General features: G+C 58.9%; 23 protein-coding genes. 15 read left to right on the forward strand and 8 right to left on the reverse strand.

What is annotated here, in order from left to right:
• Position 1 precedes the first annotated feature (1 nt).
• The 4 genes from AC2FFE_RS17905 to AC2FFE_RS17920 all read left to right on the forward strand — a co-directional run bounded on the left by AC2FFE_RS17905 (position 2) and on the right by AC2FFE_RS17920 (position 2,504).
• Positions 2-745 carry an EcsC family protein gene (locus tag AC2FFE_RS17905; RefSeq protein WP_496817212.1) on the forward strand — a complete coding sequence of 248 codons (744 nt, stop codon included), beginning with the start codon at positions 2-4 and terminating at the stop codon, positions 743-745.
• Positions 746-866: 121 nt separating this feature from the next.
• The gene (locus AC2FFE_RS17910) at positions 867-1,331 is read left to right on the forward strand and encodes an NUDIX hydrolase (protein ID WP_496817213.1); all 465 of its coding nucleotides are present in this window, start codon (positions 867-869) and stop codon (positions 1,329-1,331) included.
• A 72-nt stretch (positions 1,332-1,403) separates the two neighbouring features.
• On the forward strand, positions 1,404-1,862 hold the full coding sequence (locus AC2FFE_RS17915; protein ID WP_496817214.1) for a DUF1178 family protein: 459 nt from the start codon (positions 1,404-1,406) through the stop codon (positions 1,860-1,862).
• Positions 1,863-1,865: 3 nt separating this feature from the next.
• Positions 1,866-2,504, forward strand: a complete 639-nt coding sequence (locus AC2FFE_RS17920) for an SDR family NAD(P)-dependent oxidoreductase (protein ID WP_496817215.1) — start codon at positions 1,866-1,868, stop codon at positions 2,502-2,504.
• Here AC2FFE_RS17920 and AC2FFE_RS17925 read toward each other — a convergent pair.
• Positions 2,498-2,854: a hypothetical protein gene (locus AC2FFE_RS17925; protein ID WP_496817216.1), complete on the reverse strand. Its 357-nt coding sequence runs from the start codon at positions 2,852-2,854 to the stop codon at positions 2,498-2,500. The genes AC2FFE_RS17920 and AC2FFE_RS17925 overlap by 7 nt on opposite strands.
• Before the next feature lie 165 nt (positions 2,855-3,019).
• On the opposite strand from AC2FFE_RS17925, the gene AC2FFE_RS17930 reads away from it, so the two are divergent.
• From AC2FFE_RS17930 to AC2FFE_RS17955, 6 genes are all read left to right on the forward strand, one after another.
• A complete protein-coding gene (locus tag AC2FFE_RS17930) occupies positions 3,020-4,258 on the forward strand; it encodes an aspartate kinase (RefSeq protein ID WP_496817217.1) in 1,239 nt (412 codons plus the stop codon).
• A 46-nt stretch (positions 4,259-4,304) separates the two neighbouring features.
• The gene (gene ptsP / locus AC2FFE_RS17935; protein WP_496847274.1) at positions 4,305-6,548 is read left to right on the forward strand and encodes a phosphoenolpyruvate--protein phosphotransferase; all 2,244 of its coding nucleotides are present in this window, start codon (positions 4,305-4,307) and stop codon (positions 6,546-6,548) included.
• Positions 6,549-6,712: 164 nt separating this feature from the next.
• Positions 6,713-8,158 carry a glucose-6-phosphate dehydrogenase gene (gene zwf, locus AC2FFE_RS17940; RefSeq protein WP_496817219.1) on the forward strand — a complete coding sequence of 482 codons (1,446 nt, stop codon included), beginning with the start codon at positions 6,713-6,715 and terminating at the stop codon, positions 8,156-8,158.
• 2 nt (positions 8,159-8,160) lie between these two features.
• Entirely contained in the window at positions 8,161-9,966 is a 1,806-nt protein-coding gene (gene edd, locus AC2FFE_RS17945; RefSeq protein ID WP_496847275.1) for a phosphogluconate dehydratase, read from the forward strand.
• A 3-nt stretch (positions 9,967-9,969) separates the two neighbouring features.
• Positions 9,970-10,602, forward strand: coding sequence for a bifunctional 4-hydroxy-2-oxoglutarate aldolase/2-dehydro-3-deoxy-phosphogluconate aldolase (locus AC2FFE_RS17950; RefSeq protein WP_496847276.1), 633 nt, complete (start codon positions 9,970-9,972; stop codon positions 10,600-10,602).
• A gap of 51 nt (positions 10,603-10,653) precedes the next feature.
• Entirely contained in the window at positions 10,654-11,850 is a 1,197-nt protein-coding gene (locus tag AC2FFE_RS17955; RefSeq protein ID WP_496847277.1) for a pyridoxal-phosphate-dependent aminotransferase family protein, read from the forward strand.
• Positions 11,851-11,919: 69 nt separating this feature from the next.
• Here the strand turns inward: AC2FFE_RS17955 and AC2FFE_RS17960 are convergent, their stop codons facing one another.
• A complete protein-coding gene (locus tag AC2FFE_RS17960) occupies positions 11,920-13,041 on the reverse strand; it encodes a pyridoxal phosphate-dependent aminotransferase (RefSeq protein ID WP_496847278.1) in 1,122 nt (373 codons plus the stop codon).
• Positions 13,042-13,158: 117 nt separating this feature from the next.
• Here AC2FFE_RS17960 and AC2FFE_RS17965 point away from each other — a divergent pair, with 117 nt between their 5' ends.
• Together AC2FFE_RS17965 and AC2FFE_RS17970 are read left to right on the forward strand one after the other, a co-directional pair.
• On the forward strand, positions 13,159-13,941 hold the full coding sequence (locus tag AC2FFE_RS17965) for a crotonase/enoyl-CoA hydratase family protein (protein ID WP_496817224.1): 783 nt from the start codon (positions 13,159-13,161) through the stop codon (positions 13,939-13,941).
• On the forward strand, positions 13,938-14,309 hold the full coding sequence (locus AC2FFE_RS17970) for a VOC family protein (RefSeq protein WP_496847279.1): 372 nt from the start codon (positions 13,938-13,940) through the stop codon (positions 14,307-14,309). The genes AC2FFE_RS17965 and AC2FFE_RS17970 overlap by 4 nt, the downstream gene beginning before the upstream one ends.
• Here AC2FFE_RS17970 and AC2FFE_RS17975 read toward each other — a convergent pair.
• From AC2FFE_RS17975 to AC2FFE_RS17985, 3 genes are all read right to left on the reverse strand, one after another.
• Positions 14,306-14,638: a DnaJ family domain-containing protein gene (locus tag AC2FFE_RS17975; RefSeq protein ID WP_496847280.1), complete on the reverse strand. Its 333-nt coding sequence runs from the start codon at positions 14,636-14,638 to the stop codon at positions 14,306-14,308. The genes AC2FFE_RS17970 and AC2FFE_RS17975 overlap by 4 nt on opposite strands.
• 39 nt (positions 14,639-14,677) lie before the next feature.
• Positions 14,678-15,841, reverse strand: coding sequence for a benzoate/H(+) symporter BenE family transporter (locus AC2FFE_RS17980; RefSeq protein ID WP_496847281.1), 1,164 nt, complete (start codon positions 15,839-15,841; stop codon positions 14,678-14,680).
• Positions 15,842-15,981: 140 nt separating this feature from the next.
• Positions 15,982-19,074 (reverse strand): valine--tRNA ligase, encoded by a 3,093-nt coding sequence (locus AC2FFE_RS17985; RefSeq protein WP_496847282.1) that lies wholly within the window; start codon positions 19,072-19,074, stop codon positions 15,982-15,984.
• Positions 19,075-19,668: 594 nt separating this feature from the next.
• Here AC2FFE_RS17985 and AC2FFE_RS17990 point away from each other — a divergent pair.
• Entirely contained in the window at positions 19,669-20,745 is a 1,077-nt protein-coding gene (locus tag AC2FFE_RS17990) for a T6SS phospholipase effector Tle1-like catalytic domain-containing protein (RefSeq protein WP_496847283.1), read from the forward strand.
• Between the two features lie 39 nt (positions 20,746-20,784).
• Here the strand turns inward: AC2FFE_RS17990 and AC2FFE_RS17995 are convergent, their stop codons facing one another.
• Entirely contained in the window at positions 20,785-21,429 is a 645-nt protein-coding gene (locus AC2FFE_RS17995; protein WP_496847284.1) for an NUDIX hydrolase, read from the reverse strand.
• A gap of 4 nt (positions 21,430-21,433) precedes the next feature.
• Positions 21,434-22,009 (reverse strand): GcrA family cell cycle regulator, encoded by a 576-nt coding sequence (locus AC2FFE_RS18000; protein WP_496817230.1) that lies wholly within the window; start codon positions 22,007-22,009, stop codon positions 21,434-21,436.
• A gap of 125 nt (positions 22,010-22,134) precedes the next feature.
• Here AC2FFE_RS18000 and AC2FFE_RS18005 point away from each other — a divergent pair, with 125 nt between their 5' ends.
• Positions 22,135-22,938 carry an ABC transporter permease gene (locus AC2FFE_RS18005; protein ID WP_496817231.1) on the forward strand — a complete coding sequence of 268 codons (804 nt, stop codon included), beginning with the start codon at positions 22,135-22,137 and terminating at the stop codon, positions 22,936-22,938.
• Here AC2FFE_RS18005 and AC2FFE_RS18010 read toward each other — a convergent pair.
• A complete protein-coding gene (locus tag AC2FFE_RS18010; protein WP_496817232.1) occupies positions 22,920-23,813 on the reverse strand; it encodes a DMT family transporter in 894 nt (297 codons plus the stop codon). The two genes, AC2FFE_RS18005 and AC2FFE_RS18010, sit on opposite strands and share 19 nt — an antisense overlap.
• 302 nt (positions 23,814-24,115) lie before the next feature.
• Between AC2FFE_RS18010 and AC2FFE_RS18015 the strand changes: the two genes are divergently transcribed.
• Complete coding sequence (locus tag AC2FFE_RS18015; protein WP_496817233.1) at positions 24,116-25,303, forward strand: aspartate aminotransferase family protein; 1,188 nt, start codon at positions 24,116-24,118, stop codon at positions 25,301-25,303.
• Positions 25,304-25,355 lie beyond the last annotated feature (52 nt).

The following is a 25,355-nucleotide window of genomic DNA, read 5'->3' on the forward strand; positions in this document are numbered from 1 at the left end:
GATGCAGGACGTGGTTCTTGTTGAAGACATAGATGCCGAGGCAGAGTTGGACCGCTTGGCGCAGCATTATAGAACCGCGGGCGGTGCCGGGGTTCGACTGCTGAATGCACTGGGTGGGTCGGCTGAATCCCTGATCGACCAACTGCCTGATCCCGTACGCCAGGGTCTAACCGGAGCAACCGAGAGCGCACTTTGGTTGGCCATTCGGGCTGCGCAAGGGTCAAGGCGTGCTGTTCCGGATCAAGCACCTTGGGTGAATACAGCAGTTACCACCGCAATGGGCGCGGCCGGTGGCATTGGTGGCTTGTCGACGTCATTGGTCGAACTGCCAGCAACCACGGCGATGTTGTTGCGTTCCATCCAGGGAGCGGCCGCGCGCGAAGGCTTTGACCCGGCTGAGGAAAACGTCAAATTCGATTGCGTTCGTGTTTTGTCGGCAGCAGGCCCATTGTCATATGATGATGGGGCTGATTTGGGGTTCTTTTCCGTTCGACTGACGCTGACCGGACCAGCCATGCAGCGCCTGATCGCAGCGGTTGCGCCGCGGCTATCGATCGTTCTGGGGCAAAAACTTGCCGCGCAGTCTGTGCCGGTTCTAGGAGCATTGGCTGGTGGTGGAACCAACTATATCTATACCCGCTACTATCAGCAGATCGCACATGTACATTTTGGTCTGCGTCGGCTGGCGATTGACGCTGATATTCCGCACGACCAGCTGGTTCGGATGCTGTCATCCAGGATGTAGCTTGGCACCGGGAACCTTGGCTTGAACCGCATGATGTGGTATCAAAGGTCACTAGGGCCGCAAAATAAGATAAGAATAGCGGCTTCGCAGACAGGCTTGAACCTCTTGTGAAAGGGATGTCGTGATAGACGCCGGACTTTCATCCGATTTATGGCATGGTACGGAAAAGCTTGCGATTTTGCCGCAGGTATCCGCTTTGTGTTATCGGATAGAGCGCGGCCAACCCGAAGTTCTTTTGATAACAACACGACAGACCCGGCGTTGGATCATCCCCAAAGGTTGGTTGATGCCTGGACTGACAGCATCCGAAGCCGCGGCGCGGGAAGCCTGGGAAGAGGCAGGTGTCGTCGGAAAATGCGGTGACCAATCGCTGGGACAGTTCCCTTTCATAAAGATGCGACCCAGAAAGGGGCCGGTTCTGTGTATGGTCGATGTTTACCCGCTATACGTGAGAACCGTGGCCCAGGAGTTTCCGGAAAAAGGGCAGCGCAAGCGGCAATGGTGCTCTCTTAAGAAAGCGGCATCCAAGGTGGCCTCGCCCGAACTTGCCACCATTTTGCGTGCCTTTAAGTCGCGCCTGCATTGATACGCCTTACGTAGGGCTTGATATTGCCTTGCTGGTCGGTATCTATTCGGCCATCGCTTTTTTGGGTGAAAAATGATTCAATACGCGTTGAAATGCGTCGAAGGCCACACATTCGACAGTTGGTTCCAGTCAGCCGAAGCATTTGACAAGCTGGCAGCTGCTGGCCTTGTGACCTGTGCGGTCTGCGGATGTTCGCAGGTGGAAAAAGCGATCATGACACCTCGGGTACGCCCCGCGCGCAAGGCCGCGCCAAAACCCGAGGCATCGCCGCCCGCCAGTTCCAATGAGATCAGCGTGGCGACTCCCGCACCTGAAATTGAGAAAGCTCTGGCCGAGCTGCGCCGTAAGGTTGAGGAGAACTCGGACTATGTCGGTAAAGATTTTGCCAGCGAGGCCCGGAAGATTCATTTGGGCGAGGCACCCGAACGGTCGATCTATGGTGAGGCAAAGCCTGATGAGGCGAAAGCGCTGATAGAAGATGGCGTGCCCGTTGCACCATTGCCCTTTATGCCCAGCAGAAAGACGAATTGACCCATGCATGTTCTGATCACCGGGGCTAATCGTGGTATCGGCAAGGCCCTGGCAGATCGGTATCGCGCCGACGGGCATAGTGTCACCGGCACGGCCCGAGACAACAGTGCAGAGATACTGCTGGATGTCTCGGACACCGCGCATCATCAGGCCATGGCGCAGCAGCTACAGGGGCAGCCTCTGGACCTGTTGATCTGCAACGCTGGCGTCTATCTTGACAAGGGGCAGGGCCTTGAGGGCTATCCGGCTGACATGTGGGCGCAGAGTTTTGCGACGAATGTCACCGGGGTGTTCCTGACCGTTCAAGCTTTGCTGCCGAACATACGGGCCGCTGGCGGAAGGATCGCCATTCTCTCCTCGCAAATGGCGTCACATACCCGTGCGCCGGGCGGCAGCTACATCTATCGCGCGTCGAAGGCGGCAGCGCTGAATCTGGGGCGCAATCTGGCAACGGATCTGAAGGCCGACGGGGTAGCCGTCGGGATTTACCATCCGGGCTGGGTGCAGACGGATATGGGCGGATCGTCAGCGGATATTCATGTGGATCAGGCCGTTTCGGGCCTCATCAAACGCTTTGGCGCGCTCTCATTGGACAATACCGGCTGCTTTGAAACTTATGACGGCCAGCCGCACGCTTACTGAGCGCTCAGTGCCGCCTTGGGAAGCTCGTAAACCTCTCCGGGTTCGATGAAGATGATCAACAGATCACCGCGTGTTTCATAGCTGAGTTTCGAAGGCGAACTACTGGAATCCGGTACGCCATCGGTGAAATAGATGTTGCGCACCTCGCCATTGCCCAAGGCCACTGCCAGGGTGGCGCTGCCATCATCGCGGCGGCGAAGTTCTGCATTGCAGCTTTGCAGCGGGTCACCGGCATTGGCCGCGCACGGGACAGTGCCCAAAGCGTTCTGACCATCGGTTCCGGCCACGCTTGCATCCTGCGCCAAGGCGGGAGAGCACAGAACGGCGAAGGCGGCGGCAAAGCGGAGCATGAGTAACCTCTTGGAATGATTGCGAAGGGCAGGCTGACATTGTACCCGCGGATTGTAAAGCGGCTCTGCGTCGCAGGCAAAGCCTGATTGCGGCCTTGCCCTTGATCCCCCCCTCGCATATGAGGCACGGAACTAACAGCCCAAGGCACGGAGACAGTTGGCCTCATGCCCGTACTCGTGATGAAATTCGGTGGCACATCGGTTGCCAATCTTGATCGCATCCGCCGCGTGGCAAAGCGCGTGGGCGTTGAGGTGGCCAAGGGATATGACGTGATCGTCATTGTTTCGGCCATGTCCGGTAAAACGAATGAACTGGTGGGCTGGGTCAACGAAACCTCTCCCTTGTTCGATGCGCGAGAATATGACGCGGTGGTGTCTTCGGGTGAGAATGTGACGGCAGGCCTGATGGCATTGACGCTGCAGGAAATGGATATCCCGGCACGCAGCTGGCAAGGCTGGCAGGTGCCGTTGCTGACCAATGGCGCCCATTCCTCAGCGCGGATCGAGGAGATCCCGACTGACAACCTCAACCAGAAGTTTGGTGAGGGCATGAAAGTGGCCGTTGTGGCCGGGTTCCAGGGCCTGAGCCCTGAAGGGCGTATCACAACGCTGGGCCGGGGTGGGTCAGACACAACTGCCGTGGCGTTTGCCGCCGCTTTCGAGGCTGAGCGCTGTGACATCTACACGGATGTGGATGGGGTTTACACGACGGACCCGCGTATCTGTGAGAAGGCGCGCAAGCTTGAGAAAATCTCGTTCGAGGAAATGCTCGAACTGGCCTCTCTTGGCGCAAAGGTTCTGCAGACCCGCTCGGTCGAGTTGGCGATGCGCTATAAGGTGCGCCTGCGGGTGCTGTCCAGTTTCGAAGAACAATCCGACAATGCAGGCACGCTGGTCTGCGACGAGGAGGATATCATGGAATCCAATGTTGTGGCCGGTGTGGCCTATTCCCGCGACGAAGCCAAGATGACTGTGGTGTCGGTGGCTGACCGCCCGGGGATCGCGTCGATCATCTTTACCGCGCTCAGTGATGAGGGCGTCAATGTCGACATGATCGTACAGAATATTTCGGACGAAGGGCGCACGGACATGACATTCTCATGCCCAACCGATCAGGTGGCGCGCGCTGAAAAAGCGCTGCTGGCGATCAAGGATGCGGGAGATCTGAACTATGCCGAACTGGTTGCTGATAATGACGTCTGCAAGGTCTCGGTGGTTGGAATTGGGATGCGCTCTCAGTCCGGTGTTGCGGCCAAAATGTTCAAGATACTCTCGGATGAGGGGATCAACATTAAGGTCATTACAACCTCTGAGATAAAAATTTCCGTTCTGGTGGATCGGAAATACATGGAACTTGCTGTTCAGGCACTGCATGATGCCTTTGAACTGGACAAGGCGGCCTGAGCACATCAGCCAAGGATCTCGCCTGACACACTAAATTGGTTGGGCCATGGCAGACGGCACCGAAACAGAATCCCGCAAGCTGCTGGGGCGGCTGCGCGAAGAAATGGCGAGCGAGGCCGCCGGTCAGGAAAGGCTTGACCGGATCACCAATCTGATCGCGGATAGCATTCGGTGCGAGGTCTGCTCGATCTATCTGTTCCGTGATGAAGAAACGCTGGAGCTGTGTGCGTCTGAGGGGCTGTCCCCGGAGGCGGTTCACAAAACCCGCATGCGCATGGGCGAAGGGTTGGTTGGCCGTGTGGCCAAGTACAGCAAAGTGGTCAACACGGCTGACGCGCCCTCGGCCAAGGGGTTCCGCTATATGCCGGAAACCGGCGAGGAACGGTACTCGTCTTTCCTGGGTGTGCCCGTTCAACGACTAGGCCAGAAGCTGGGCGTTCTGGTCGTTCAGTCGCGTGAGGCGCGCGAGTTTTCCGCCGATGAGGTCTATGCGCTGGAAGTCGTCGCCATGGTGTTGGCTGAAATGGCCGAACTGGGCGCGTTCGTCGGTGAAGGGGCTGCACTCTCGCCGTTGCACCAGCAATCCGTGCTGCTGCGGGGCGGACCGGCACAGGAAGGATCGGCCGAAGGGCATGTCTGGTTGCATGAGCCGCGCGTTGTTGTCACCAACCCGATTGCCGATGATCCACATCGCGAGCGGGAGCGGCTGATCGAGGCGGTCGAAGAACTGCGCGTTGGCGTCGACAAGATGCTGGAGATTTCCCAGGGCGGGGATTCTGACCAGTTGAAAGTACTGGAAGCCTACAGGATGTTTGCCAATTCCAAAGGCTGGATGCGCCGGATGGAAGAAGACATCGCTTTGGGCCTGAGCGCTGAAGCGGCGGTTGAGAAAGAGCAATCACAGGCGCGGGCCCGTATGGGGCAGGTGACCGATCCGTATCTGCGAGAGCGTCTGGCCGATCTGGATGACTTGTCCAACCGCCTGCTGCGAATCCTGACAGGGCAGGGTAAGACTGACAGTTCAGACCTGCCACCTGATCCGATTCTAGTTGCGCGCAATATAGGCCCCGGTGATTTGCTGGAATATGGCCGCTCGCTGAAAGGGATCGTGCTCGAGGAAGGATCTGTGGGCAGCCATGCGACCATCGTTGCGCGAGCGTTGGCGATCCCATTGGTTGTCCATGTGGGGCGCATCACGACCGAGGCGCTGAATGGTGACCATATTCTGGTTGATGGCGACCAAGGTGTTGTGCACCTGCGCCCCGAGGATACGGTGGTCAGCGCCTTCCGCGACAAGATCGCCATGCAGGCCAAAGCGCAGGAACGCTATGCTTCGATCCGCGAAACACCATGCGTGACGCAGGACGGCGCGCGGATGAACCTGGTGATGAACGCGGGCCTGATGGCAGACCTGCCGTCGCTGAATAACTCGGGGGCCGAAGGGGTTGGGTTGTTCCGCACCGAGCTTCAGTTTCTTATCCGAAACCAGATGCCGAAGCGGTCCGAGTTGGTGACACAGTACCAGCGCGTACTGGATGCAGCAGGCGACAAACGTGTGGTGTTCCGCACACTGGATATCGGGTCAGACAAAGTACTGCCCTATATGAAACATGTGGCCGAACCGAACCCGGCCCTTGGCTGGCGCGCGATCCGCGTGGGTCTGGACAAGCGCGGCGTGATGCGCATGCAGTTGCAGGCGCTGATCCGTGCCGCGAATGGGCGGCCCCTGACCGTTATGTTTCCCTTCGTCGCGCAGGCCGATGAGTACCGTGAAGCCCGATGGGAGGTCAACAAGACCATCGAGCGGGAAAAGCGGCTGGGTCATGCGCTGCCCGAAACGCTGGAAGTTGGTGCGATGCTTGAGACACCGTCTTTGGGGTTTGCTCCGCAGAAGTTCTTTGACGAGGTCGATTTCATTTCCATTGGTGGGAACGACCTGAAACAGTTCTTCTTTGCAGCCGATCGCGAAAACGAGCTAGTGCGCAGGCGGTATGACACCCTGAATGTCAGCTTCCTCAGCTTTATCGAACGCGTGGTTGAACGATGCGATATCTCCGATACGCCGCTCAGTTTCTGCGGTGAGGATGCGGGCCGGCCCGTTGAAGCCCTGTGCCTGGCGGCGATGGGAATTCGTACATTGTCGATGCGTCCAGCCTCGATTGGTCCGGTGAAAAGCCTGTTGTTGCGTTCGAACCTTCAGGAGGTGCGCAAGATCATCGCCGATGCGCGCCACCGGGGCGAACAATCCGTTCGACCTTCGGTGATGGAATGGTTGCGCAGCCAGGGCTAGCCGGAAAACCTGGGGCTTTGCGCAAATCCATACTTGATTTCTTGGGTCTATCTTCTTATTACGGCCACAAATGTTAGCGATAACATTCTCATGATGGCAGTGTCACCTTCCCAAAGCATGGGTCATGATAGGCTGGCATAGGTGGATGCAAAAGGAACCAGGCCATGGTCTCACGTGTAATTCCAGTCGATCCGTTCGACCTAGTGCTGTTCGGCGCGACGGGCGATCTGGCGCAGCGCAAGATCCTGCCAGGGCTATATCACCGATTTGAGGTTGGTCAGATGCCCGAAAATGCGCGTATCATCGGTACGGCGCGTTCGGACATGGACAGTGAAGGGTTTCGCAAACAACTGCGCGCGTCGATGGATGAGTTTGCCCCTAAATATGACAAGGGCATTTTGGACCGGTTCCTGTCACGTGTCGACTATGTCCCGGTGGATGCGCTGGGCGATGCAGGTTGGCCTGATTTGGCGAAAACGCTGCGTTCTGACGCGGTGCGCGCTTTCTATCTGTCGGTAGGCCCCAGCTTGTTTTCGGGCATTGCACAACGTCTGCACGATCATGGGTTGGCCACACCAGACAGCCGGATCGTGGTGGAAAAACCCTTTGGTCATGATCTGGTCTCGGCCAAGGCGTTGAACGAAGGGTTGCGCGCCTGTTTTGAAGAGCATCAGATCTATCGTATCGACCACTATCTGGGCAAAGAAACCGTGCAGAACCTGATGGCCTTGCGCTTTGCCAACTCTTTGTTCGAACCGCTCTGGAATGCCACCCATGTCGATCACGTCCAGATCACCGTGGCCGAAACTGTTGGTGTCGAGGGGCGCGGCGCTTACTATGATCAATCCGGCGCGATGCGGGATATGATCCAGAACCACCTGGTGCAATTGCTGTGTCTGACGGCGATGGAGCCACCTTCGAAATTCGCACCCAACGCGGTGCGGGATGAAAAGGTCAAAGTGATCGAAGCGCTTGAGCCCGTCGAGCCCAAGGATATCGCACGCGGTCAATATCGCACCGAAAAGGGCGGCGATGGATATCTGGATCACGTGGGCAATCCCGCCAGCCGCACCGAAAGCTATATCGCGCTGAAGGCGCATATCGGCAATTGGCGCTGGGCTGGGGTGCCGTTCTACCTGCGCACGGGCAAACGCCTGCGGGCGCGTGAATCCGAGATCGCCGTGTTCTTCCGCGACCCGCCCCATACGATTTTCCCCAACGTAGGTCCTTTGCACGGCAACGTGCTGGTGATCCGCCTGCAACCGGATGAGGGCATCACCCTGCGCACCACCATTAAGGAACCGGGGCAGGGCGGTTTCCGTCTGTCAGACGTAGCGCTGGATATGAGCTTTGCCGACGCGCTGGGCGATGATGGTCAGTCCCCCGATGCATATGAACGCCTGATCATGGACGTGATCCGTGGGGATCAGACCTTGTTCATGCGCGGGGATGAGGCCGAGGCCGCCTGGGCCTGGGTCGATCCCATCATTCACGGCTGGGAACAGCGCGGCGACAAACCTGCGAAATACGATCAGGGCAGTTCAGGGCCCGAAGAAGCATTGATGCTGATGCATCGCGATGGACGCCGCTGGCGCCAGATCGGAGGGTAATCATGGTCAACACTGTTATCTCCAACGTTACCAAGCGCATCATTGATCGCAGCGCCGATCTGCGCGGTCCACATCTGGACCGGATGGAACAGGCCAAATCCAAGGGTCCGGCCCGCGCGCATCTGTCCTGCAGTGGACAAGCCCATGCCTATGCTGGTGCGGGCGAAGATCAGCAATCGATGGCCACTGGCACCGCTGGGAACCTCGGCATCGTCACGGCCTACAACGATATGCTGTCCGCGCACCAGCCGTTCGAACGCTACCCGGCCCTGATCCGCGATGCGATCCGCACAGCAGGCGGTACCGCGCAGGTCGCGGGCGGCGTGCCCGCCATGTGCGACGGCGTCACCCAGGGCGAAGCCGGGATGGAACTCTCGCTGTTCTCGCGGGACGTGATCGCCTTGGCGACAGGCGTAGCGCTGAGTCACAACACCTATGACGCCGCCGTGTTTCTGGGCGTCTGTGACAAGATTGTCCCTGGCCTGGTCATCGGCGCGCAGGCCTTTGGTCACCTGCCAGCAGTCTTCCTGCCCGCAGGTCCTATGACCAGCGGTTTGCCCAATGATGAAAAGGCCAATATCCGTCAGAAATTCGCCGCCGGAGAAGTTGGCCGCGATGAACTGATGAAGGCTGAGATGGCCGCCTATCACGGCCCCGGCACTTGCACCTTCTACGGCACCGCCAATTCCAATCAAATGCTGATGGAGTTCATGGGCCTGCACCTGCCGGGTTCCAGCTTCGTCAATCCCAACACGCCTCTGCGCGATGCCCTGACCGAGGAAGGCGCACGCCGTTCCCTGTCTCTCAGCGCGTTGGGCAATCACTACACGCCGGTTTGTCAGATCCTTGATGAACGCGCTTTCGTCAATGGTATCGTTGGCTTGATGGCCACGGGCGGGTCGACCAACCTGCTGATCCACCTGATCGCCATGGCGCGCGCGGGCGGTATCATGTTGGATTGGCAGGATTTTTCCGACATCTCCGCCGTGGTCCCTCTGGTTGCGCGGGTCTATCCCAACGGTTTGGCCGATGTGAACCACTTTCATGCCGCCGGGGGCTTGGGCTTTACGATCAGCACGTTGCTTGACGATGGGCTGTTGCACCCCGACACGCTGACCGTTGCGGGGCAGGGGCTGCACAACTACACCAAGGAACCCAAGCTGAAAGACGGCGACTTGGTCTGGGAAGAGGGTGCTGGCCACAGCCTGAATGAAAAGATCGTCCGCCCCGCCAAGGACCCGTTCCAGCCTACCGGTGGCCTGTCGCGCCTGACGGGAAATCTGGGTACGGGCGTCATGAAGGTCTCGGCCGTGGCACCAGAACACCAAGTGGTCGAAGCGCCCGTCCGTGTGTTCCACGACCAGAACGACGTCAAAGCCGCCTTCAAGGCCGGAGAGTTCACCGATGACATTATCGTCGTTGTTCGGTTCCAGGGCCCGAAGGCCAACGGTATGCCCGAGCTGCATTCGCTGACACCGATGCTATCGATCCTTCAGGGCCGCGGCCAAAAGGTCGCTCTGGTCACCGATGGCCGTATGTCAGGCGCGTCGGGCAAGGTTCCCGCAGCCATCCATGTCTGCCCCGAGGCGCTGGATGGTGGCGCCATCGGCTATCTTCAAGACGGCGATCTGTTGCGCGTTGACGCCGTAAAGGGAGAGCTGGAAATTCTCACCCCCGGCGTCCTCGACCGCAGCCCAGCGACCGCTGATCTGTCTTCCAACCAGCACGGCGTTGGCCGAGACCTCTTCGGTGCGTTCCGCCAAAATGTCGGCTCCGCCGACACTGGTGCCAGTATTTTCGGAGTTTAACTCATGTCCAAAACCCAACGCACCCGCGAGATCTGCGCGCTAGCCCCCATCGTTCCGGTACTGGTCGTGGATGACGCCGCCCACGCCCGCCCGTTGGCCGAGGCGCTCGTTGCAGGCGGTCTTCCCGCTCTCGAAGTCACTTTGCGCACCCCTGCCGCACTCGATGCAATTCGCGCTATGGCCGAAGTGCCCGGTGGTGTCGTCGGCGCCGGCACACTGGTCACCCCTGACGATGTTCGCGCTGCCAAAGAGGCTGGCGCGCAATTCGGTGTCTCACCCGGTGCGACCGATACCCTGATCGCCGCCTGCGAAGCCGAAGGCCTGCCGCTTCTGCCCGGAGCGGCCACTGCAAGCGAAGCCATGGCCCTGCTGGAAAAGGGTTATGATATGCTGAAATTCTTCCCCGCCGAAGCCTCGGGCGGAGCCTCCGCACTGAAAGCCATCGGCGCGCCCCTGCCGCAAATCAGTTTTTGCCCCACGGGCGGTGTATCGCCTTCAAACGCGCGCGACTACCTGTCTCTCTCCAACGTAATCTGCGCAGGTGGCAGCTGGGTTGCGCCCAAGCAGATGGTCCAAAACGGCGATTGGTCCGGGATCGAATCCCTTGCGCGCGAGGCCGCCGGCCTAACGGATTGACGCCGCAAGGCGAAACGCTAGGGTAGGCCACAAGTTAAGCAGGTTGCCCTCATGAAAAACCAACACTCCCTCGCACATGGGCGCGAGTATTTGGCCATTCCCGGCCCTTCGGTCATGCCTGACGCGGTGCTGCAGGCCATGCACCGCCCGTCGCCCAACATCTACGACGGCGAGCTGATCGAGATGATGCCTGCGCTGACGCAGGACCTAAAGCGCGTGGCTCGCACCAACCACAATGTCGCCATCTACATCGCCAATGGCCACGGCACATGGGAGGCCGCGCTGTCGAACGTGATCGCGCCCGGCGAAACCGTTCTGGCCCCGGCCTCTGGTCGTTTCACCTATGGCTGGGCCGAGATGGCCGAAGGGATCGGCGCCAAGGTCAAAACGATTGATTTTGGCACATCTTCTCCGTGGGATTTCGACCAAATTGCGGATGTTTTGCGCGCCGACCAAGCACATGAGATCAAGGCAGTTCTTGCCGTCCATGTGGATACATCCAGCTCGATCCGTAATGATATCCCAGCCTTGCGCGCGCTGCTGGACGAGTTGAACCATCCGGCGCTGCTTATGGCGGATTGCATTGCCTCACTCGGGTGCGACCGGTTCGAAATGGACGCTTGGGGCATCGATGTGACAGTCACCGCCTGCCAAAAAGGGCTGATGACACCGCCCGGCATGGGCTTTGTCTTCTTTAACGACAAAGCGCAGGCAAAACGGGCCGCAATGCCTCGTGTCTCGCTCTATTGGGACTGGCAACCGCGCGCCAATCCTGAATTGTTCTATCAATACTTTGACGGCACCGCGCCGACTCATCACCTCTATGGCCTGCGCGCCGCGCTTGATCTCATTCACGCGGAAGGTATCGAAAACGTTTGGGCGCGCCACGAACACCTCGCCAAAGCGATCTGGGCCGCCTGCAAGGTCTGGGCGGAGGGCGGTGCTCTCCATTTCAATGTCACCGATCCGGCCTTTCGCAGTCATGCGGTCACCGCCCTGCGCCTGACCGAAGGGCGTGGCACAGCGCTGCGCAACTTTACAGAAAACCACCTCGGGCTGACGCTCGGCATAGGATTGGGGATGGAGGACTGGGACGGCTGTTTCCGCCTCGGCCATATGGGTCATGTAAACGCTCAGATGGTCATGGCGATGTTGGGCGGTGTGGAGACCGCCATGGCGGCCTTGAACATCCCGCGCGGCGCTGGTGCGCTTGAGGCCGCGGCGGCAACCTTGGCCGAGCCGACCTGATCCCCTTCATCTGGCCATAAATATCTCGGGGGAGTCGGGCATAGCGCGGCGGGGGCAGAGCCCCCTACTTCAACCTGATGCTTCGCCCGACCGTGCAGCCTGCAGCGCGATCGGCAAAGCCCTGGAAAAGGCCGTTAAATCATCTTCGGTACCGCAACTGATGCGGATACACCGGTTCTGCGGCGCAACAAATGGCATCCGAACAAAGATGCCTTGCGCCACGAGGGATGCCAACACCGCCTTGGCAAAATCGCCATCTTCACCGCAATCAATTGCGACGAAATTTGTGGCCGAAGGCAAAGCGATCAGCCCGTTCTCTTGTGCAATCCCGCCAATGCGGCTGCGCGCGGTTTCAATGCGGTTTTGCACCTCACTCAGCCAAGCTTGATCTGTTAGCGCGGCCAGTGCCCCCGCTTGGGCAGCGCGGTTCATGCCAAAGTGATTGCGTATCTTGTTAAAGGCCAGAATCAACTCGGGCGCACCAATCGCGTAGCCAACCCGCGCGCCTGCCATGCCATAGGCCTTTGAAAATGTGCGCATCCGGATGACGCGCGGATCATCTGCTTGCACCGGAGCTGCTGTGCCTTCTGGGGCGCATTCCACATAGGCCTCGTCCAACACCAGCAGACAGCCTTCAGGCAGGGCGTTCATCGTAGCGGCAATATCTGCGCCACTGTGCCAGCTGCCCATTGGGTTATCAGGATTGGCCATATAAACCAGCTTGGCGTCAACCTCGGTTGCCTTTGCAAACAAGGCCTTTAGGTCTTCGTGATCCCCAGCATAGGGCACCTTGTACAAAACGCCGCCATAGCCCGCGACGTGGTAGTTAAAGGTCGGATAAGCCCCTTCCGAGGTCACAACCGCATCGCCTGGCTCGACAATCAGGCGCGCCAGGTATCCCAGCAACCCGTCGATCCCTTCGCCAACAACGATGTTTTCGGGGGCGATCCCATGATGATCCGCCAGGGCGTTTCGCAGATCGTGGTTTTCGGGATCACCATACATCCAAATCTCTGCACCGGCCCCACGCATGGCTTCAATCGCACGGGGCGAGGGGCCGAACACGTTCTCATTTGCGCCAAGGCGCGCCGAAAACGGCGCACCGCGCTGACGTTCCTGGGTTTCAGGGCCGACAAACGGCACGGTTGCGGGCAGGGTTTGGGCAAGCGATGTGTAGCGTGGTCCAGTCATAGGCGCAGATAAACGTATGCGCACAGTCGGGGCAAGCATCTGCATTGCCCTGACGTCGCAGTGGAACTGAACCCCCATTTTGGGTCATGTTGGTCCAAACAATGTTGGGAGGCCATCATGGCACGCGTATCCGTCGAATACCGCAATCACATTGCCCATGTCACCCTGACGCGGGGCGACAAGATGAACGCGCTGGACGACGCGATGATCAAGGCCTTGTTGGGTGCCGGGCAAGAGGTCGCCACATCCGATGCACGCGCTGTTGTCCTGTCGGGCGAGGGCAAAAGTTTCTGCGCCGGACTCGACATGGCCAGTTTTGCAAGCATGGCGCATAAAGACCCAACCGAATGGCTGATGACCCGCAGCCACGAAGACGCCAATGAGATGCAGGAGCTTGCCCTGATCTGGCGCCGCGTTCCGGTTCCAGTGATCTGCGCCATTCAGGGCGTGGCCTATGGCGGCGGGCTGCAGATCGCAATGGGTGCAGATATCCGCATCGCGCATCCCGAGGCCAAACTGGCCGTGATGGAAATGAAATGGGGCATCATACCCGACATGGGCGGCATGGTCCTGCTGCCTCGGTTGGTTCGCTCTGATGTGCTGCGTCTGTTGACCTATACTGCCCGTCCCATCGGCGCGCCTCAGGCATCGGACTGGGGGTTGGTGACAAAATTGTCTGACGATCCCCTCACCGAGGCCCTCGCGATGGCTGAAAACATCGCAGGCCAAAGCCCCTCAGCAATCCGGGCCGCAAAACGGCTGATCGAGGTTGCCGAATCCAGGGGCCGTCAGGATGTTTTGTTGGCAGAATCTTCAGAGCAAGTGGACCTGATCGGAAAGCCCGACCAGATGGAGGTTGTTATGGCCCAGATGCAAGGTCGAAAGCCGGAATTCAAATGACTACCGCCACGATAGCTCGGATCATTATCTATACCAAACGCATGGATGAAATGATCCGATTTTATGAAACGTATTTTGGGTACTCGGCTCAACAAACCGCTGGGGATCGCATTGTGGAGTTGGTTCCTCCAAACACCGGGTTGCGCCTTCTCTTGCACCCTGCGGCAAAATCTGCGCGCGAAGGACAGGTCGCGATCAAATTGGTGTTCGATGTGGATGACGTCGCGGCCTTCTGTGCACGTGCCAAAGAGAATGGTTTGGAATTCGGCGCTATACATCATGCGGACGGGTATGATTTTGCCAACGCAAAAGACCCTTCAAAAAATTCGATTTCTGTATCTAGTCGGGCGTTTTCTGACCAAATCTAGCGCATAAAGGCGCGTCGTGCGTCACGTGCCATATGGTAACGCATCTCGAGGTCGGCAATTTTTGCCATTGCAGATTTGCGCTCAAACGGATCCATGAGATCAGCATAGGATTTGCGTGCCGCGTCCAGTTCCTTCTTGATGTTGAACTCTTCTGGCAGCACCCCGGCCTGTGCCATGATCCGATGCCCGATCGCAATGCCGGGATCGCCTTGGGCCTCGCCTGACCGATCTGGCAAAGGCGCCCCTTCGCCTTCCAGGTCTTGCATCTGGCCTTCAGTCTGCGCCTTCTTGATCTGGTGTTCTACCAGTTTTGCCAATGATCCAAACATGTTTGCAGTCTACATGCGATAAAGCGCTGTTAAAAGTCGCTAGCGCACGCGGATTGACACAAGATACGCGATTCCACCTGCCAGCAGCCCCCAGACCGCAGCCCCCAACCCGTACACGGTGATGCCCGAGGCAGTGATAGCCAGGGTTAGAATGGCGGCCTCTCGCTCGGCAGGCACGTCCAGCGCTGCGTGCATCGAGTTGGCCATTACACCAATCAGGGCTACACCGGCCAGAGTACCCATAAGCAACGGATCTGCGTGTGTGGCGAAACTGGTGATCGCCACCGCAAAGACGCCGAACAGGCAGTAGAACACGCCGCCCATGATCGCGGACCAATAGCGCAGAGCAGGGTCGGGATGGCTGTCTTCGTTCGAGCACATCGCGGCGGTGATCGCGGCCAGGCAGGTTGCGGGTGCGCCAAAAGGTGCCGACAGCAGGCTTGCGCCACCGACGGACGAAAACAGCCGACCAGCGTCTGGCGCATAGCCAAAGCTGCGCATCACTGCGACGCCAGGGATGTTCTGTGTTGCCATTGTCACGATAAAAAGCGGCACACCAATCCCTATTGCGGACGCGACTGAAAACTTAGGCGTGGTCCAGACCGGGGCAGCCACCAGTTGATCGGGCATCAACTGGGCGCCTCCAGCATTCGAGGCCACCACAATGGCCGCCGCGATTACGGCGGCGGGGACGGCGAATAGTCGATTGAAACGTCCTGCGATGAACCAGGTCAGGATCACCGGCAGGGCCTGCCAAGGTATCTCCACCGCTGCTTTGAAAGGGACCAGACAAAGCGGCAAAAGCACGCCTGCCAGCATCGCTTGCGCCAGCGTTGTGGGGATCGCCGCTGCCAAACGCCCCAGCGGTTTCCAGAGCCCGGCCAGAACCGTCAGAGCGCCGGCGCATAAGAACGCTCCGATGGCACCGGAATAACCTTCTATGGGCGTGGCCGAAACAGCTAGCAGTGCAGCCCCCGGCGTGGACCACGCGACGCTGATTGGCAGCTTGTAGACTGTGCTGAGAATGATGGCGGCCAACCCCATTGCGATGGCGGCGCACATCAGGCCTGATGCGGCCTGAGCGGGTGAGGCACCCATTGCGGTCAAGCCCTGCAAGACAATCGGGAAGGAGCTAAAAAACCCAACGATGGCAACCACCAACCCGGTTGAAACGGTCTGCATCGGGGGAAAGCGCTGTGTCATTGCGTCCTCAGGGTTTGCCACTTGCATTTGCTAACAACCGCAGCCTGCCGGGAACAAGGTCAAAAGCGTCAGAGAAAAGGGAAACCCCGCCATAGCATGTGGCGGGGTTTTCGAATTGTGGGATTGTGAAAAGATGAAGATCAGGCGATTTCGGCCAGACGGGCGAGGGCCTCGTTCAGCTTCGCTTCTTCTTCCTCGCGGGCGGCAAGGTTGGCTTTGGCCTCGGCCACAACCTCTTCCGGGGCCGAGGCCACGAATTTGGGGTTGTTCAAACGCCCGCGCAAACCGCCCAGTTCCTTGGCCAGCTTGCCCTTGGCTTTTTCCAGCCGTTCCTTTTCCGCACCGATGTCGATGATGTCCGCCAGCGGCAGGCCAAAGGAGGCTCCGGGGGCGGGGATGGAAATGGTGCCTTTGGGCAGTTCGTCGGCTTTGGTCAGGCTGTCGATCCGCGCCAGACGCTTGATCAGCGCCTCGTTTCGGCCCCATGCCGCCTGTCCATTGGCGTCGATCTCGGTCACCAGCATCGGCACGTAGAGGCCAGCCGGAACCCGCATCTGCGCACGGGCCGAGCGGGTGTTTTCGATCACCGAGATCACCCAGTTCATTTCGCGATCCGCGTCGGCGTCGATCAAGTCGGCAGCGGCGTAAGTCGGCCAGTCGGCGTGGACAACCATCTTGGCGCGGGTGCCGGTCAGGCTCCAGAGCTCTTCGGTGATGAAGGGCATGATCGGGTGCAGCAAGACCATGCACTGATCCAGAACCCAGCGCATGGTGGCGCGGGTCTCGGCCTGTGCTTCGGCGTCGTCGCCCTGCAGCAGCGGCTTGGACAGTTCCACATACCAGTCGCAGACCTTGCCCCAGACAAAGGCGTAAAGCCCGTTGGCCGCGTCGTTGAATCGATAGCTTTCCAGCGCCGCGTCGACCTCTTCCCGCACGCGGGCGGTTTCGCCGATGATCCAGCGGTTCACGGCCGCCTTGGGTTTCAGGTCAGCCACGTCCAGTTGCGGCACGGCGTCGGTGAAGACCTCGTTCATCTCGGCAAAGCGGACGGCGTTCCACAGCTTGGTGCCGAAATTGCGGTAACCGGTGATGCGCTCGCGGCTGAGTTTCAGCACGCCGCCGATGGCCGCCATTGAGGCATTGGTGAAGCGCAGCGCGTCGGCGCCGAATTCATCCACGATCTCCAGCGGGTCGATGACGTTGCCGGTGGTCTTGGACATTTTCTTGCCCTTCTCGTCGCGGACGAGCTGGTGCAGATAAACGGTGTGGAAGGGGATCTGATCGACTACGGCCAGTTGCATCATCATCATCCGGGCGACCCAGAAGAACAGGATATCCGCGCCTGTGATCAATACGCTGGTAGGGAAATAGCATTCCAGTTCCTCGGTCTGCTCGGGCCAGCCCAGCGTACCGATGGGCCAGAGGCCGGAGGAGAACCATGTGTCGAGGACGTCGGGGTCGCGGTAGATGTAGACTGGATCAATATCGTCCAAGTGCTCGTGCCCGAGCGCGACGGCCTTTTCCCGATCCTCGGCTTCACCCGCAACAGTAATAGGGAACCGCGATTTTTCATCATAGTACTTTTGTGCTTGCTGTTGGGCTTCTTCAAATGTTGGAGCGCAAAATGCTACCGGAGAATCCCAGTTTTCAGCCTCGGAATCGGCCATGCCCGGTGTTTGGTTAATTTCTAAACTTGGCCCATACCAAACCGGAATCTGATGCCCCCACCACAGCTGGCGCGAGATGCACCAGGGCTCGATGTTCTCCAGCCAGTGGTAATAGGTTTTCTCGCCCGATTCAGGGATGATCTTGACCGTACCGTTCTTGACCGCATCCAGCGCGGGGCCGACAACCTTTTCGGCATCCACGAACCATTGGTCGGTGAACATCGGTTCGATCACAACTTTCGAGCGGTCGCCAAAGGGCTGCATGATCGGTTTGCTCTCGACCAGCGGCACCAGCTTGTCCGCGCCTTCGTAATCCGGCTTCAAAGCGGTCGAACCCAGACGCGCATCATCCGCGCGCGTCATGACGGCCAGACCATCTGCGGTGATCTCTTCCACGACCTTTGCGCGCGCCTCGAACCGGTCGAGCCCGCGCAGGTGGTCGGGGATCAGGTTGATCGCGTCGATCTCGTTCTCGGTGAACGCTTTGCCACGCGCGTATTCCTGCGCCTTGTCGGCCTCTTCGGCGTAAGGTGCACCATCGGCCCGCATCGCGCCTTTGGTGTCCATCAGGCGGTACATCGGAATGCCACCACGCTTGGCCACCATGTTGTCGTTGAAGTCATGCGCCCCGGTGATCTTCACCGCGCCCGAGCCGAAATCGGGATCGGGATAGTCATCGGTGATGATCGGGATCTGGCGGCGATGCTCTTTCGGGCCAACCGGGATTTCGCACAGCTTGCCGACGATGGGCGCGTAACGCTCATCCGAGGGATGAACGGCAACCGCGCCGTCGCCCAGCATGGTTTCGGGCCGGGTCGTGGCGATCGAAATGTAATCGCGCTCTTCCTCAAGCACGATATTCCCGTCCTCGTCTTTCTCGACATAGGTATAGGTCTCACCACCCGCCAGCGGGTATTTGAAGTGCCACATATGGCCTGCGACTTCGATATTCTCGACCTCAAGGTCCGAGATCGCAGTTTCAAAATGCGGGTCCCAGTTGACCAGTCGCTTACCGCGATAGATCAGGCCCTTTTCGTACATGTCGACGAAGACCTTGATGACCGCGTCGTGGAAGTTCGCGGAATTTTCGTGTCCCGTGCGCGGGTCGCCCGCTGCACCCGCCATGGTAAAGGCATTGCGTGACCAGTCGCAGGAAGACCCCAGCCGTTTCAGCTGTTCAATGATCGTTCCGCCGTATTCGCCCTTCCACTCCCAGACTTTCTCAAGGAATTTCTCGCGCCCCAGCTCGCGCCGACCAGGCTGCTGCGTTGCGGCCAGCATCTTTTCAACCTGCATCTGCGTGGCGATACCCGCGTGGTCCTGACCAGGTTGCCATAGTGTGTCGAACCCACGCATCCGGTGCCAGCGGATCAGGATGTCTTGCAGCGTGTTGTTGAACGCATGGCCCACGTGCAAAGCGCCTGTCACGTTGGGCGGCGGGATCATGATGGTAAAGCTTTCGTCACGCGATTTGTTCGCGCCCGCCTTGAAGGCTCCGGCCTGTTCCCAGGCCTCGTAAATGCGGGCCTCGGCCTCGGCCGCGTTGAATGTCTTTTCCATCGCCATGGGATGCGTCCTGCGTCAACAAATTCGGGTCAGCGCTTGCAATAGCGAAAGCTTTGCAAAAGGGGAAGGCTTTGCCGCCAATTCCCCCTGCGGCGAAGGTCATTGCGACCGTGAACCACGCCACAGACAACAGGTGATCGGATCGGTCACACTCTTACGGCGTCGACATAGGGCGATGTGGCAGGGCAAGGCGCGGCATTGCTGTCAGTTTCGTGACCGGGCGACCGACGGTTTCAGGAATTTTGCAACGGTTTTGAACTTTCGTAATATCTTCAGACATATGGTGGTCGTATTAAAGCAGCGGAATGATCTGAGAGGTTTGGCCATGATGAAGCCCAGATGGCTGACTAGGATCGAGATGATGGCGCAGAGGCTCACGGTTTCGTTGGGTGCCTTGCCCGGCACGGGCAGGATGCCCATCCTTAAGTTTAACTCCATGCCGCATTTATTAGCGCGCCTTAAGCTTGACGCTCGTGGGTGTTGTGGGGGTCAGATACGGATGCAGAGGCGATTGGTGCGCCTGCGACCGGGGTCAGAGGAGGTGCGATGCTGAGGCGTGCGCGCAACCTTGCAGAGTACAGGAGTGGCTGAGATATGGATTTGTCGCGGCTGAGCAGGAAGGTTCTGGGATGGCTTGGGCGGCCATTGCGGTCCGAGCATTCTGCTGAGGCGCGGCACCGCGAGCCGATCAGCCATGTCATCATTCTGGACGGGACCATGTCTACGCTCGAACCGGGGTTTGAAACCCATGCGGGTCAGACTTTTCGGCTTTGTAGAGAGATGGGCAGTCAGGTGTCGGTGTTTTATGAGGCCGGCGTTCAGTGGGACAGCTGGAAGTCGTCGCTGGACGTTATGATGGGGCGTGGGATCAACCGGCAAATCAGACGGGCCTATGGATATCTGGCATCGCGGTACAAACCGGGAGACCGGATCTATTTCATCGGCTATTCGCGTGGTGCTTACGGCGTGCGCAGCCTGGCCGGGGTGATCGATATGATTGGTCTGCTTAAGGCCGAGCACGCGACCGAACGCAATATCAAACAGGCCTACCGGCACTATGAGTGCAACCCTTCGGGAACGGCGGCGCGGGATTTCCGGCGAAAGTTCTGCCATGACGACCTTGCCATCGAGATGATTGGCGTCTGGGATACGGTAAAGGCGCTTGGGCTGCGCCTACCACTGGTGTGGCGCTGGGCGGAAGACAGGCACGCGTTTCACAACCATCATCTGGGTCAGGCCACGCGCCACGGCTATCATGCTATGGCCCTGGATGAAACGCGTGAGGTCTATGAGCCCGTGCTCTGGCAGTGCAAGCCTGATTTCAAAGGCCATGTTGAGCAGGTCTGGTTCCGTGGCAGCCATGGAGATGTAGGTGGTCAGTTGAACGGGTTCGAACAGGCCCGACCGCTTAGCAATATCTCTTTGATCTGGTTGCTGGATAAGGCCGAGCGGCACGGGCTGCCTCTGCCAGACGGGTGGAGGGACCGGTTTCCGACAGATGCCAGCGCGCCTTCGGTTGGCACGTGGCGCGGGTGGGGCAAGATATTCCTGTTGCGCAAGCATCGCAAGGTCGGGCGGGATCGGTCCGAGCAACTGCACGTCTCGGTTTCGCCTCAGGACCTGCCGGGTTGGGTGCCAATGTCAGACGAAGCCTCCTATCCGGCGCGATAAATCCAGCCGCGCCGATCCGGTTCAGCGGCCGTACTGCGATTAATCGAATTGTAAACTCGGACTGTCCGCATCAGAAGCTTCAAAGGCGGCACCGATGTCGTTTTCGATGTTTCGAGTCAACGAGAGATCGGGCAGAGCCGTCGCCGGAAAGAACCGAGCCTCGCTGGTTTCCAGGCCGGGCTTTGGGTTCTGGGCTTGCAACACATCGCATAGGAAGAACAGTTTGTAGAAATCCCGAACATCCGGCGGATAGGGATGCCGAGCCTTGTGGCGCAACGCGTACAGATGGCGGGCCTGAACGCGCAGGCCTGCCTCTTCCCAGACTTCACGTTCGATATTCTCTGCAGGAGAGCTTCCGATATCTGCAAATCCGCCGGGCAGGGCCCATTTGCCATCGCTGCGCTCACGCACCAGCAGGATGTGCCCATCGCGGATGACGGCGCCGCGAATGTCGACGCTGGGGGTGGCATAGCCACCTGTGTGATCGACTGCCAATCCTTCGATCTTGGTCAATGGAACTTGGCTAAGATCAGCCAGCATGGAGCGAGCTATGGCTGCGATCTCGTCATAGCGTTCGCGATCAAACGGGTCTTTGGTGAAATGCTGGCCGGTTTCGGCCAGCGCTAACAGGCGTTTTGCGCGGGTGAGCCAGGTATCCTCTAACGCTGTGGAGACCTGGCGCATTGGCTTAACGCCGCCGGTCGCGGCGCGAGCTCATGGGCTGGAACGCCACACCCACATGCGCCTCGCAATAGGGTTTGCCGGGCTCAACCGGCAGACCGCAGAACCAGAAATCCTCGGTCGCCGGGTCGCCCACGGGCCATTTGCAGGTCTTTTCGGTCAGTTCCATCAGCGAGAGCTTCTTGGCCTTCTTCTCAATCTCGTTGACCTTGGCCAATGCCTCGGGGCTGATTTCATTGGCCGAAGGTTGCGGCGGCAACGGCTGACCGGCCGGGATGATCTGACGGCGGGCGGGCACGGCAGGTTTTGTCTCGGCCGCCGGGGCAGGTGCGGGGCGGGCGGGCTCCGTCTTGGGTGCAGGTTTGGGCTTGGCCTCGACCTTGGGCGCGGGGGCTGGCTTTTCCTTAGGCTCGGATTTCGCCGGAGCTGCGCCGGTTGCGCGGTTCGACAGGCCCAGACGGTGTACCTTGCCGATCACAGCATTGCGGGTTACGCCGCCCAGTTCCTTTGCGATCTGGCTGGCCGACTGGCCCTCGCCCCACATCTTTTTCAGCAGCTCTACACGCTCGTCAGTCCAGGACATCATTTGCCTTTCAAAAGCGGAAAGCGGCCCCGGATTCGGGCCGCCTTGGGAATTCGTTTCAGCACCCTATTCTAATCACTGCGGGCCGAGTTACAAGCGGTCTTCGAATCAGCTATGGGGCAGACATGCAGAATCTTGTGGATCAGGGCACGCGCCGGTTTGGTGCGGTCAATTGGATGGGGCTTTACACGCTTGCGCAGCGTGAAACCCTGCGCTTTCTGGCGGTATGGACGCAAACCCTGCTGGCCCCTCTGGTGACGGCTGGATTGTTTCTGCTGATTTTCACAATCGCCATCGGTCCCAGCAGGCCAGATGTAATGGGTGTTCCATTCCTAACCTTTCTTGCGCCGGGTATCATGATGATGACGGTGATTCAGAACGCCTTTGCCAATACCTCTTCTTCTATGGTTATCGCCAAAGTGCAGGGCAATATTGTCGATACGCTGATGCCGCCCCTGTCTCCGCTTGAGATTATGCTGGGCTATCTGGCAGGCGGGGTCGCGCGTGGCGCGTTGATCGCCTGTGTTGTCGCAGTGGCTTTTTGGGTGTTCCTGTCTATCGCGCCACAGAACGTGCTGGTCACTTTGGTCTTTGTCTTACTTGGTGGCGCTTTCATGGGCGCGTTGGGTCTGTTTGCCGGTATCTTTGCCAACAAGTTTGATCAGATGGCCGCGATCACCAATTTCATCGTCACACCTTTGGCGTTCTTGTCAGGCACCTTCTATTCCGTCGACGCCCTGCCACCGGTTTTGAACGCGATCAGCCATGTAAACCCGGTTTTCTATCTGATCGACGGGTTGCGATATGGCATGATCGGTGTGTCCGACAGTTCTCCCGTTTTGGGGGCCATTGTGTGCAGCCTCGCAACTCTGCTGGTCTGTACGATGACATGGTGGATGTTGCGCAAGGGTTACCGGCTCAAGGCCTGACGCTGCCGTGCTTCACGCCAGACCAGGATCAATGCTCCGGCAATGATGATCGACGACCCAATGATGCTGACTGTATCAGGAACGACGCGAAACACAGCAAAATCATAGATCGCAGCAAAGATCAGTGTTGCATAGCTAACTGGCGCCACGAATGAGGCATCCGCACGCGCCATACCATTCACGAAACAGGCCTGGGCGCAGGCCATCAAGACACCGATCCCAATTAGCGCAACCCATTGTGCTGGGTTAGGCATTTGCCAGACGAAGACGACAGCAACGGATGCAATGGCCAATCCCATCGAGTTGTTCACCAGTAGGATTTGGGTGGGATTTTCCTTGCCTGAGAGTTTTTTGATGAAAATCAGTTCCATCCCTATTACGGTCGCAGCCGCCAAGGCCAACAACGCCGCGGGTTGAAAGCTCTCAGGGGTTGGGCGCAGCAGGATCAACGCGCCTGTCAGCGAAACGGCAGCAGCCAACCAGCGCCACGGCCCAACACCCTCTTTCAGCAATGGAATTGCAAGCACCATGGCAAAGACCGGATTCAAGAAGGAAATTGCGGTTGCATCTGCGATTGGAATGAACGCAACCGATGCAAACATCAGCGTGATGCCAAGCCAGCCAAAGCTTGTTCGACCAATATGAAGTCCCCAATGGGGGCGCCGCAACTGCGGGCGTAGAATTCCTACCGCGCTGACAATCACCACAAACGCAAACAGAAATCGTCCATGGCTGATTTGCATTGGGTGAAGAGGCGGGCCGAGCGTTTCTGTTCCCAGCGCCTTGGCCAACAAGGTGGTTGCAGCAATAAAGGCACTGGCGACGAAAATCAGCAGCGCGGCCAGCGGCGGATTCTGATCCTTGGGTTCGAACATGGTCTACCGGTGAGGCAGCGCGCCAAGAATGGCAAGACGTAACTGCAAGGCGCAGCGATGCTGAGCAGTATTTCTCTCGCGACGCAAATTATGGGTTTCCAGAACCGCTATGGGCCGCTATACGGCCTGCATGATCAAACTTACCTATATCCTGCGTCTCCGACGCCGACGCTTTTCTGCGTAACCGCTTAGTTTGATCTCTGTGCGCCGTTCTCAACGCCGCAAACCCCACCAAATCAGTTGACGACCATGGCTCTTGTGTATCACTCACAGGGCTTAAGCTACTTGAAAAGGATGATCCGATGATCCCGTCCGTTCTGCCTACCTATAATCGTGCGCCCCTGACTTTCGTGAAGGGCGAAGGCGCCTGGCTGATCGAGGCGGATGGCCGACGTTTTCTGGATCTCGGGGCGGGTATCGCGGTAAACGCGCTGGGTCATGCACATCCGGCGCTAGTCACTGCGCTGAACGAGCAAGCGCACGCGCTCTGGCATGTCTCGAACCTCTACAACATCCCGCAGCAGCAGGCCTTGGCTGATAAGTTGGTCGAACATACATTCGCCGACACTGTGTTCTTCACGAATTCGGGCACCGAATCCTGCGAACTGGCCGTGAAAATGGCCCGCAAGTATTTCCATGACAAAGGCCATCCCGAGAAGGTCGAGATCATCACCTTCGACGGCTCGTTCCACGGCCGCTCCTCGGCTGGTATCGCTGCCGCTGGCTCCGAGAAGATGACCAAAGGCTTTGGCCCCCTGTTGCCCGGCTTCATGCATCTCACGTTCGGAGATCTGGACGGCGTAACTAATGCGATTGCCGAAGAAACAGCGGCAATCATGATCGAACCGGTTCAGGGCGAAGGCGGTATCCGGCCCGTTCCCGATGCCGAACTCAAAACCTTGCGCCAGATTTGCGACGACCATGGCCTGCTTCTGATCCTGGACGAGGTGCAATGTGGCGTGGGCCGCACCGGCAAACTGTTTGCGCATGAATGGGCAGGTATCACCCCGGATATCATGATGATCGCCAAAGGCATCGGCGGTGGGTTCCCGTTGGGTGCGGTGCTTGCCACCGAAGAGGCGGCCAGCGGAATGACTGCTGGTACTCACGGCTCGACATATGGGGGCAACCCGCTGGGCTGCGCTGTGGGGTGTGCGGTTATTGATCACGTTGCAACACCCGCCTTCCTGGAAGGCGTCAACCGCAGAGCGGGCTTGATGCGCCAGAAGCTCGAAGGCCTTGTCGCGGATCATCCGAATGTCTTCGAAGAGGTGCGCGGATCCGGCCTGATGCTGGGCCTGAAATGTAAGGTGACCAATATCGATGTCGTCAACGCGGGCTATGACAACCAGGTCATTACCGTCCCTGCTGCCGACAACGTGATCCGCCTGCTGCCGCCTCTGACGCTCAGCGAGGGTGACATTGCCGAAGCCCTGATCCGCCTCGACAAGGCCGCCGCACAGGTCGAAGGCCAACTTGCCAGCGCCTGACCCTTCTTCTGTTCAAAAATACCTCGGGGGTTCGGGGGCAGAGCCCCCGTCC

The sequence above is a fragment of the Ruegeria sp. YTSA168 genome, assembly GCF_059610045.1.

Bases quoted from the DNA above. Each gene is read 5' to 3' on its own strand.
- zwf (WP_496817219.1), top strand. From the start codon at position 6,713: ATGGTCTCACGTGTAATTCCAGTCGATCCGTTCGACCTAGTGCTGTTC.
- edd (WP_496847275.1), top strand. From the start codon at position 8,161: ATGGTCAACACTGTTATCTCCAACGTTACCAAGCGCATCATTGATCGC.
- ptsP (WP_496847274.1), top strand. From the start codon at position 4,305: ATGGCAGACGGCACCGAAACAGAATCCCGCAAGCTGCTGGGGCGGCTG.
- AC2FFE_RS17980 (WP_496847281.1), bottom strand. From the start codon at position 15,841: ATGACACAGCGCTTTCCCCCGATGCAGACCGTTTCAACCGGGTTGGTG.
- AC2FFE_RS17965 (WP_496817224.1), top strand. From the start codon at position 13,159: ATGGCACGCGTATCCGTCGAATACCGCAATCACATTGCCCATGTCACC.
- AC2FFE_RS17915 (WP_496817214.1), top strand. From the start codon at position 1,404: ATGATTCAATACGCGTTGAAATGCGTCGAAGGCCACACATTCGACAGT.
- AC2FFE_RS17960 (WP_496847278.1), bottom strand. From the start codon at position 13,041: ATGACTGGACCACGCTACACATCGCTTGCCCAAACCCTGCCCGCAACC.
- AC2FFE_RS17920 (WP_496817215.1), top strand. From the start codon at position 1,866: ATGCATGTTCTGATCACCGGGGCTAATCGTGGTATCGGCAAGGCCCTG.
- AC2FFE_RS18000 (WP_496817230.1), bottom strand. From the start codon at position 22,009: ATGTCCTGGACTGACGAGCGTGTAGAGCTGCTGAAAAAGATGTGGGGC.
- AC2FFE_RS17995 (WP_496847284.1), bottom strand. From the start codon at position 21,429: ATGCGCCAGGTCTCCACAGCGTTAGAGGATACCTGGCTCACCCGCGCA.
- AC2FFE_RS17970 (WP_496847279.1), top strand. From the start codon at position 13,938: ATGACTACCGCCACGATAGCTCGGATCATTATCTATACCAAACGCATG.
- AC2FFE_RS17955 (WP_496847277.1), top strand. From the start codon at position 10,654: ATGAAAAACCAACACTCCCTCGCACATGGGCGCGAGTATTTGGCCATT.
- AC2FFE_RS18015 (WP_496817233.1), top strand. From the start codon at position 24,116: ATGATCCCGTCCGTTCTGCCTACCTATAATCGTGCGCCCCTGACTTTC.
- AC2FFE_RS17925 (WP_496817216.1), bottom strand. From the start codon at position 2,854: ATGCTCCGCTTTGCCGCCGCCTTCGCCGTTCTGTGCTCTCCCGCCTTG.
- AC2FFE_RS17985 (WP_496847282.1), bottom strand. From the start codon at position 19,074: ATGGCGATGGAAAAGACATTCAACGCGGCCGAGGCCGAGGCCCGCATT.
- AC2FFE_RS17990 (WP_496847283.1), top strand. From the start codon at position 19,669: ATGGATTTGTCGCGGCTGAGCAGGAAGGTTCTGGGATGGCTTGGGCGG.
- AC2FFE_RS17975 (WP_496847280.1), bottom strand. From the start codon at position 14,638: ATGTTTGGATCATTGGCAAAACTGGTAGAACACCAGATCAAGAAGGCG.
- AC2FFE_RS18010 (WP_496817232.1), bottom strand. From the start codon at position 23,813: ATGTTCGAACCCAAGGATCAGAATCCGCCGCTGGCCGCGCTGCTGATT.
- AC2FFE_RS17930 (WP_496817217.1), top strand. From the start codon at position 3,020: ATGCCCGTACTCGTGATGAAATTCGGTGGCACATCGGTTGCCAATCTT.
- AC2FFE_RS17905 (WP_496817212.1), top strand. From the start codon at position 2: ATGCAGGACGTGGTTCTTGTTGAAGACATAGATGCCGAGGCAGAGTTG.
- AC2FFE_RS18005 (WP_496817231.1), top strand. From the start codon at position 22,135: ATGCAGAATCTTGTGGATCAGGGCACGCGCCGGTTTGGTGCGGTCAAT.
- AC2FFE_RS17950 (WP_496847276.1), top strand. From the start codon at position 9,970: ATGTCCAAAACCCAACGCACCCGCGAGATCTGCGCGCTAGCCCCCATC.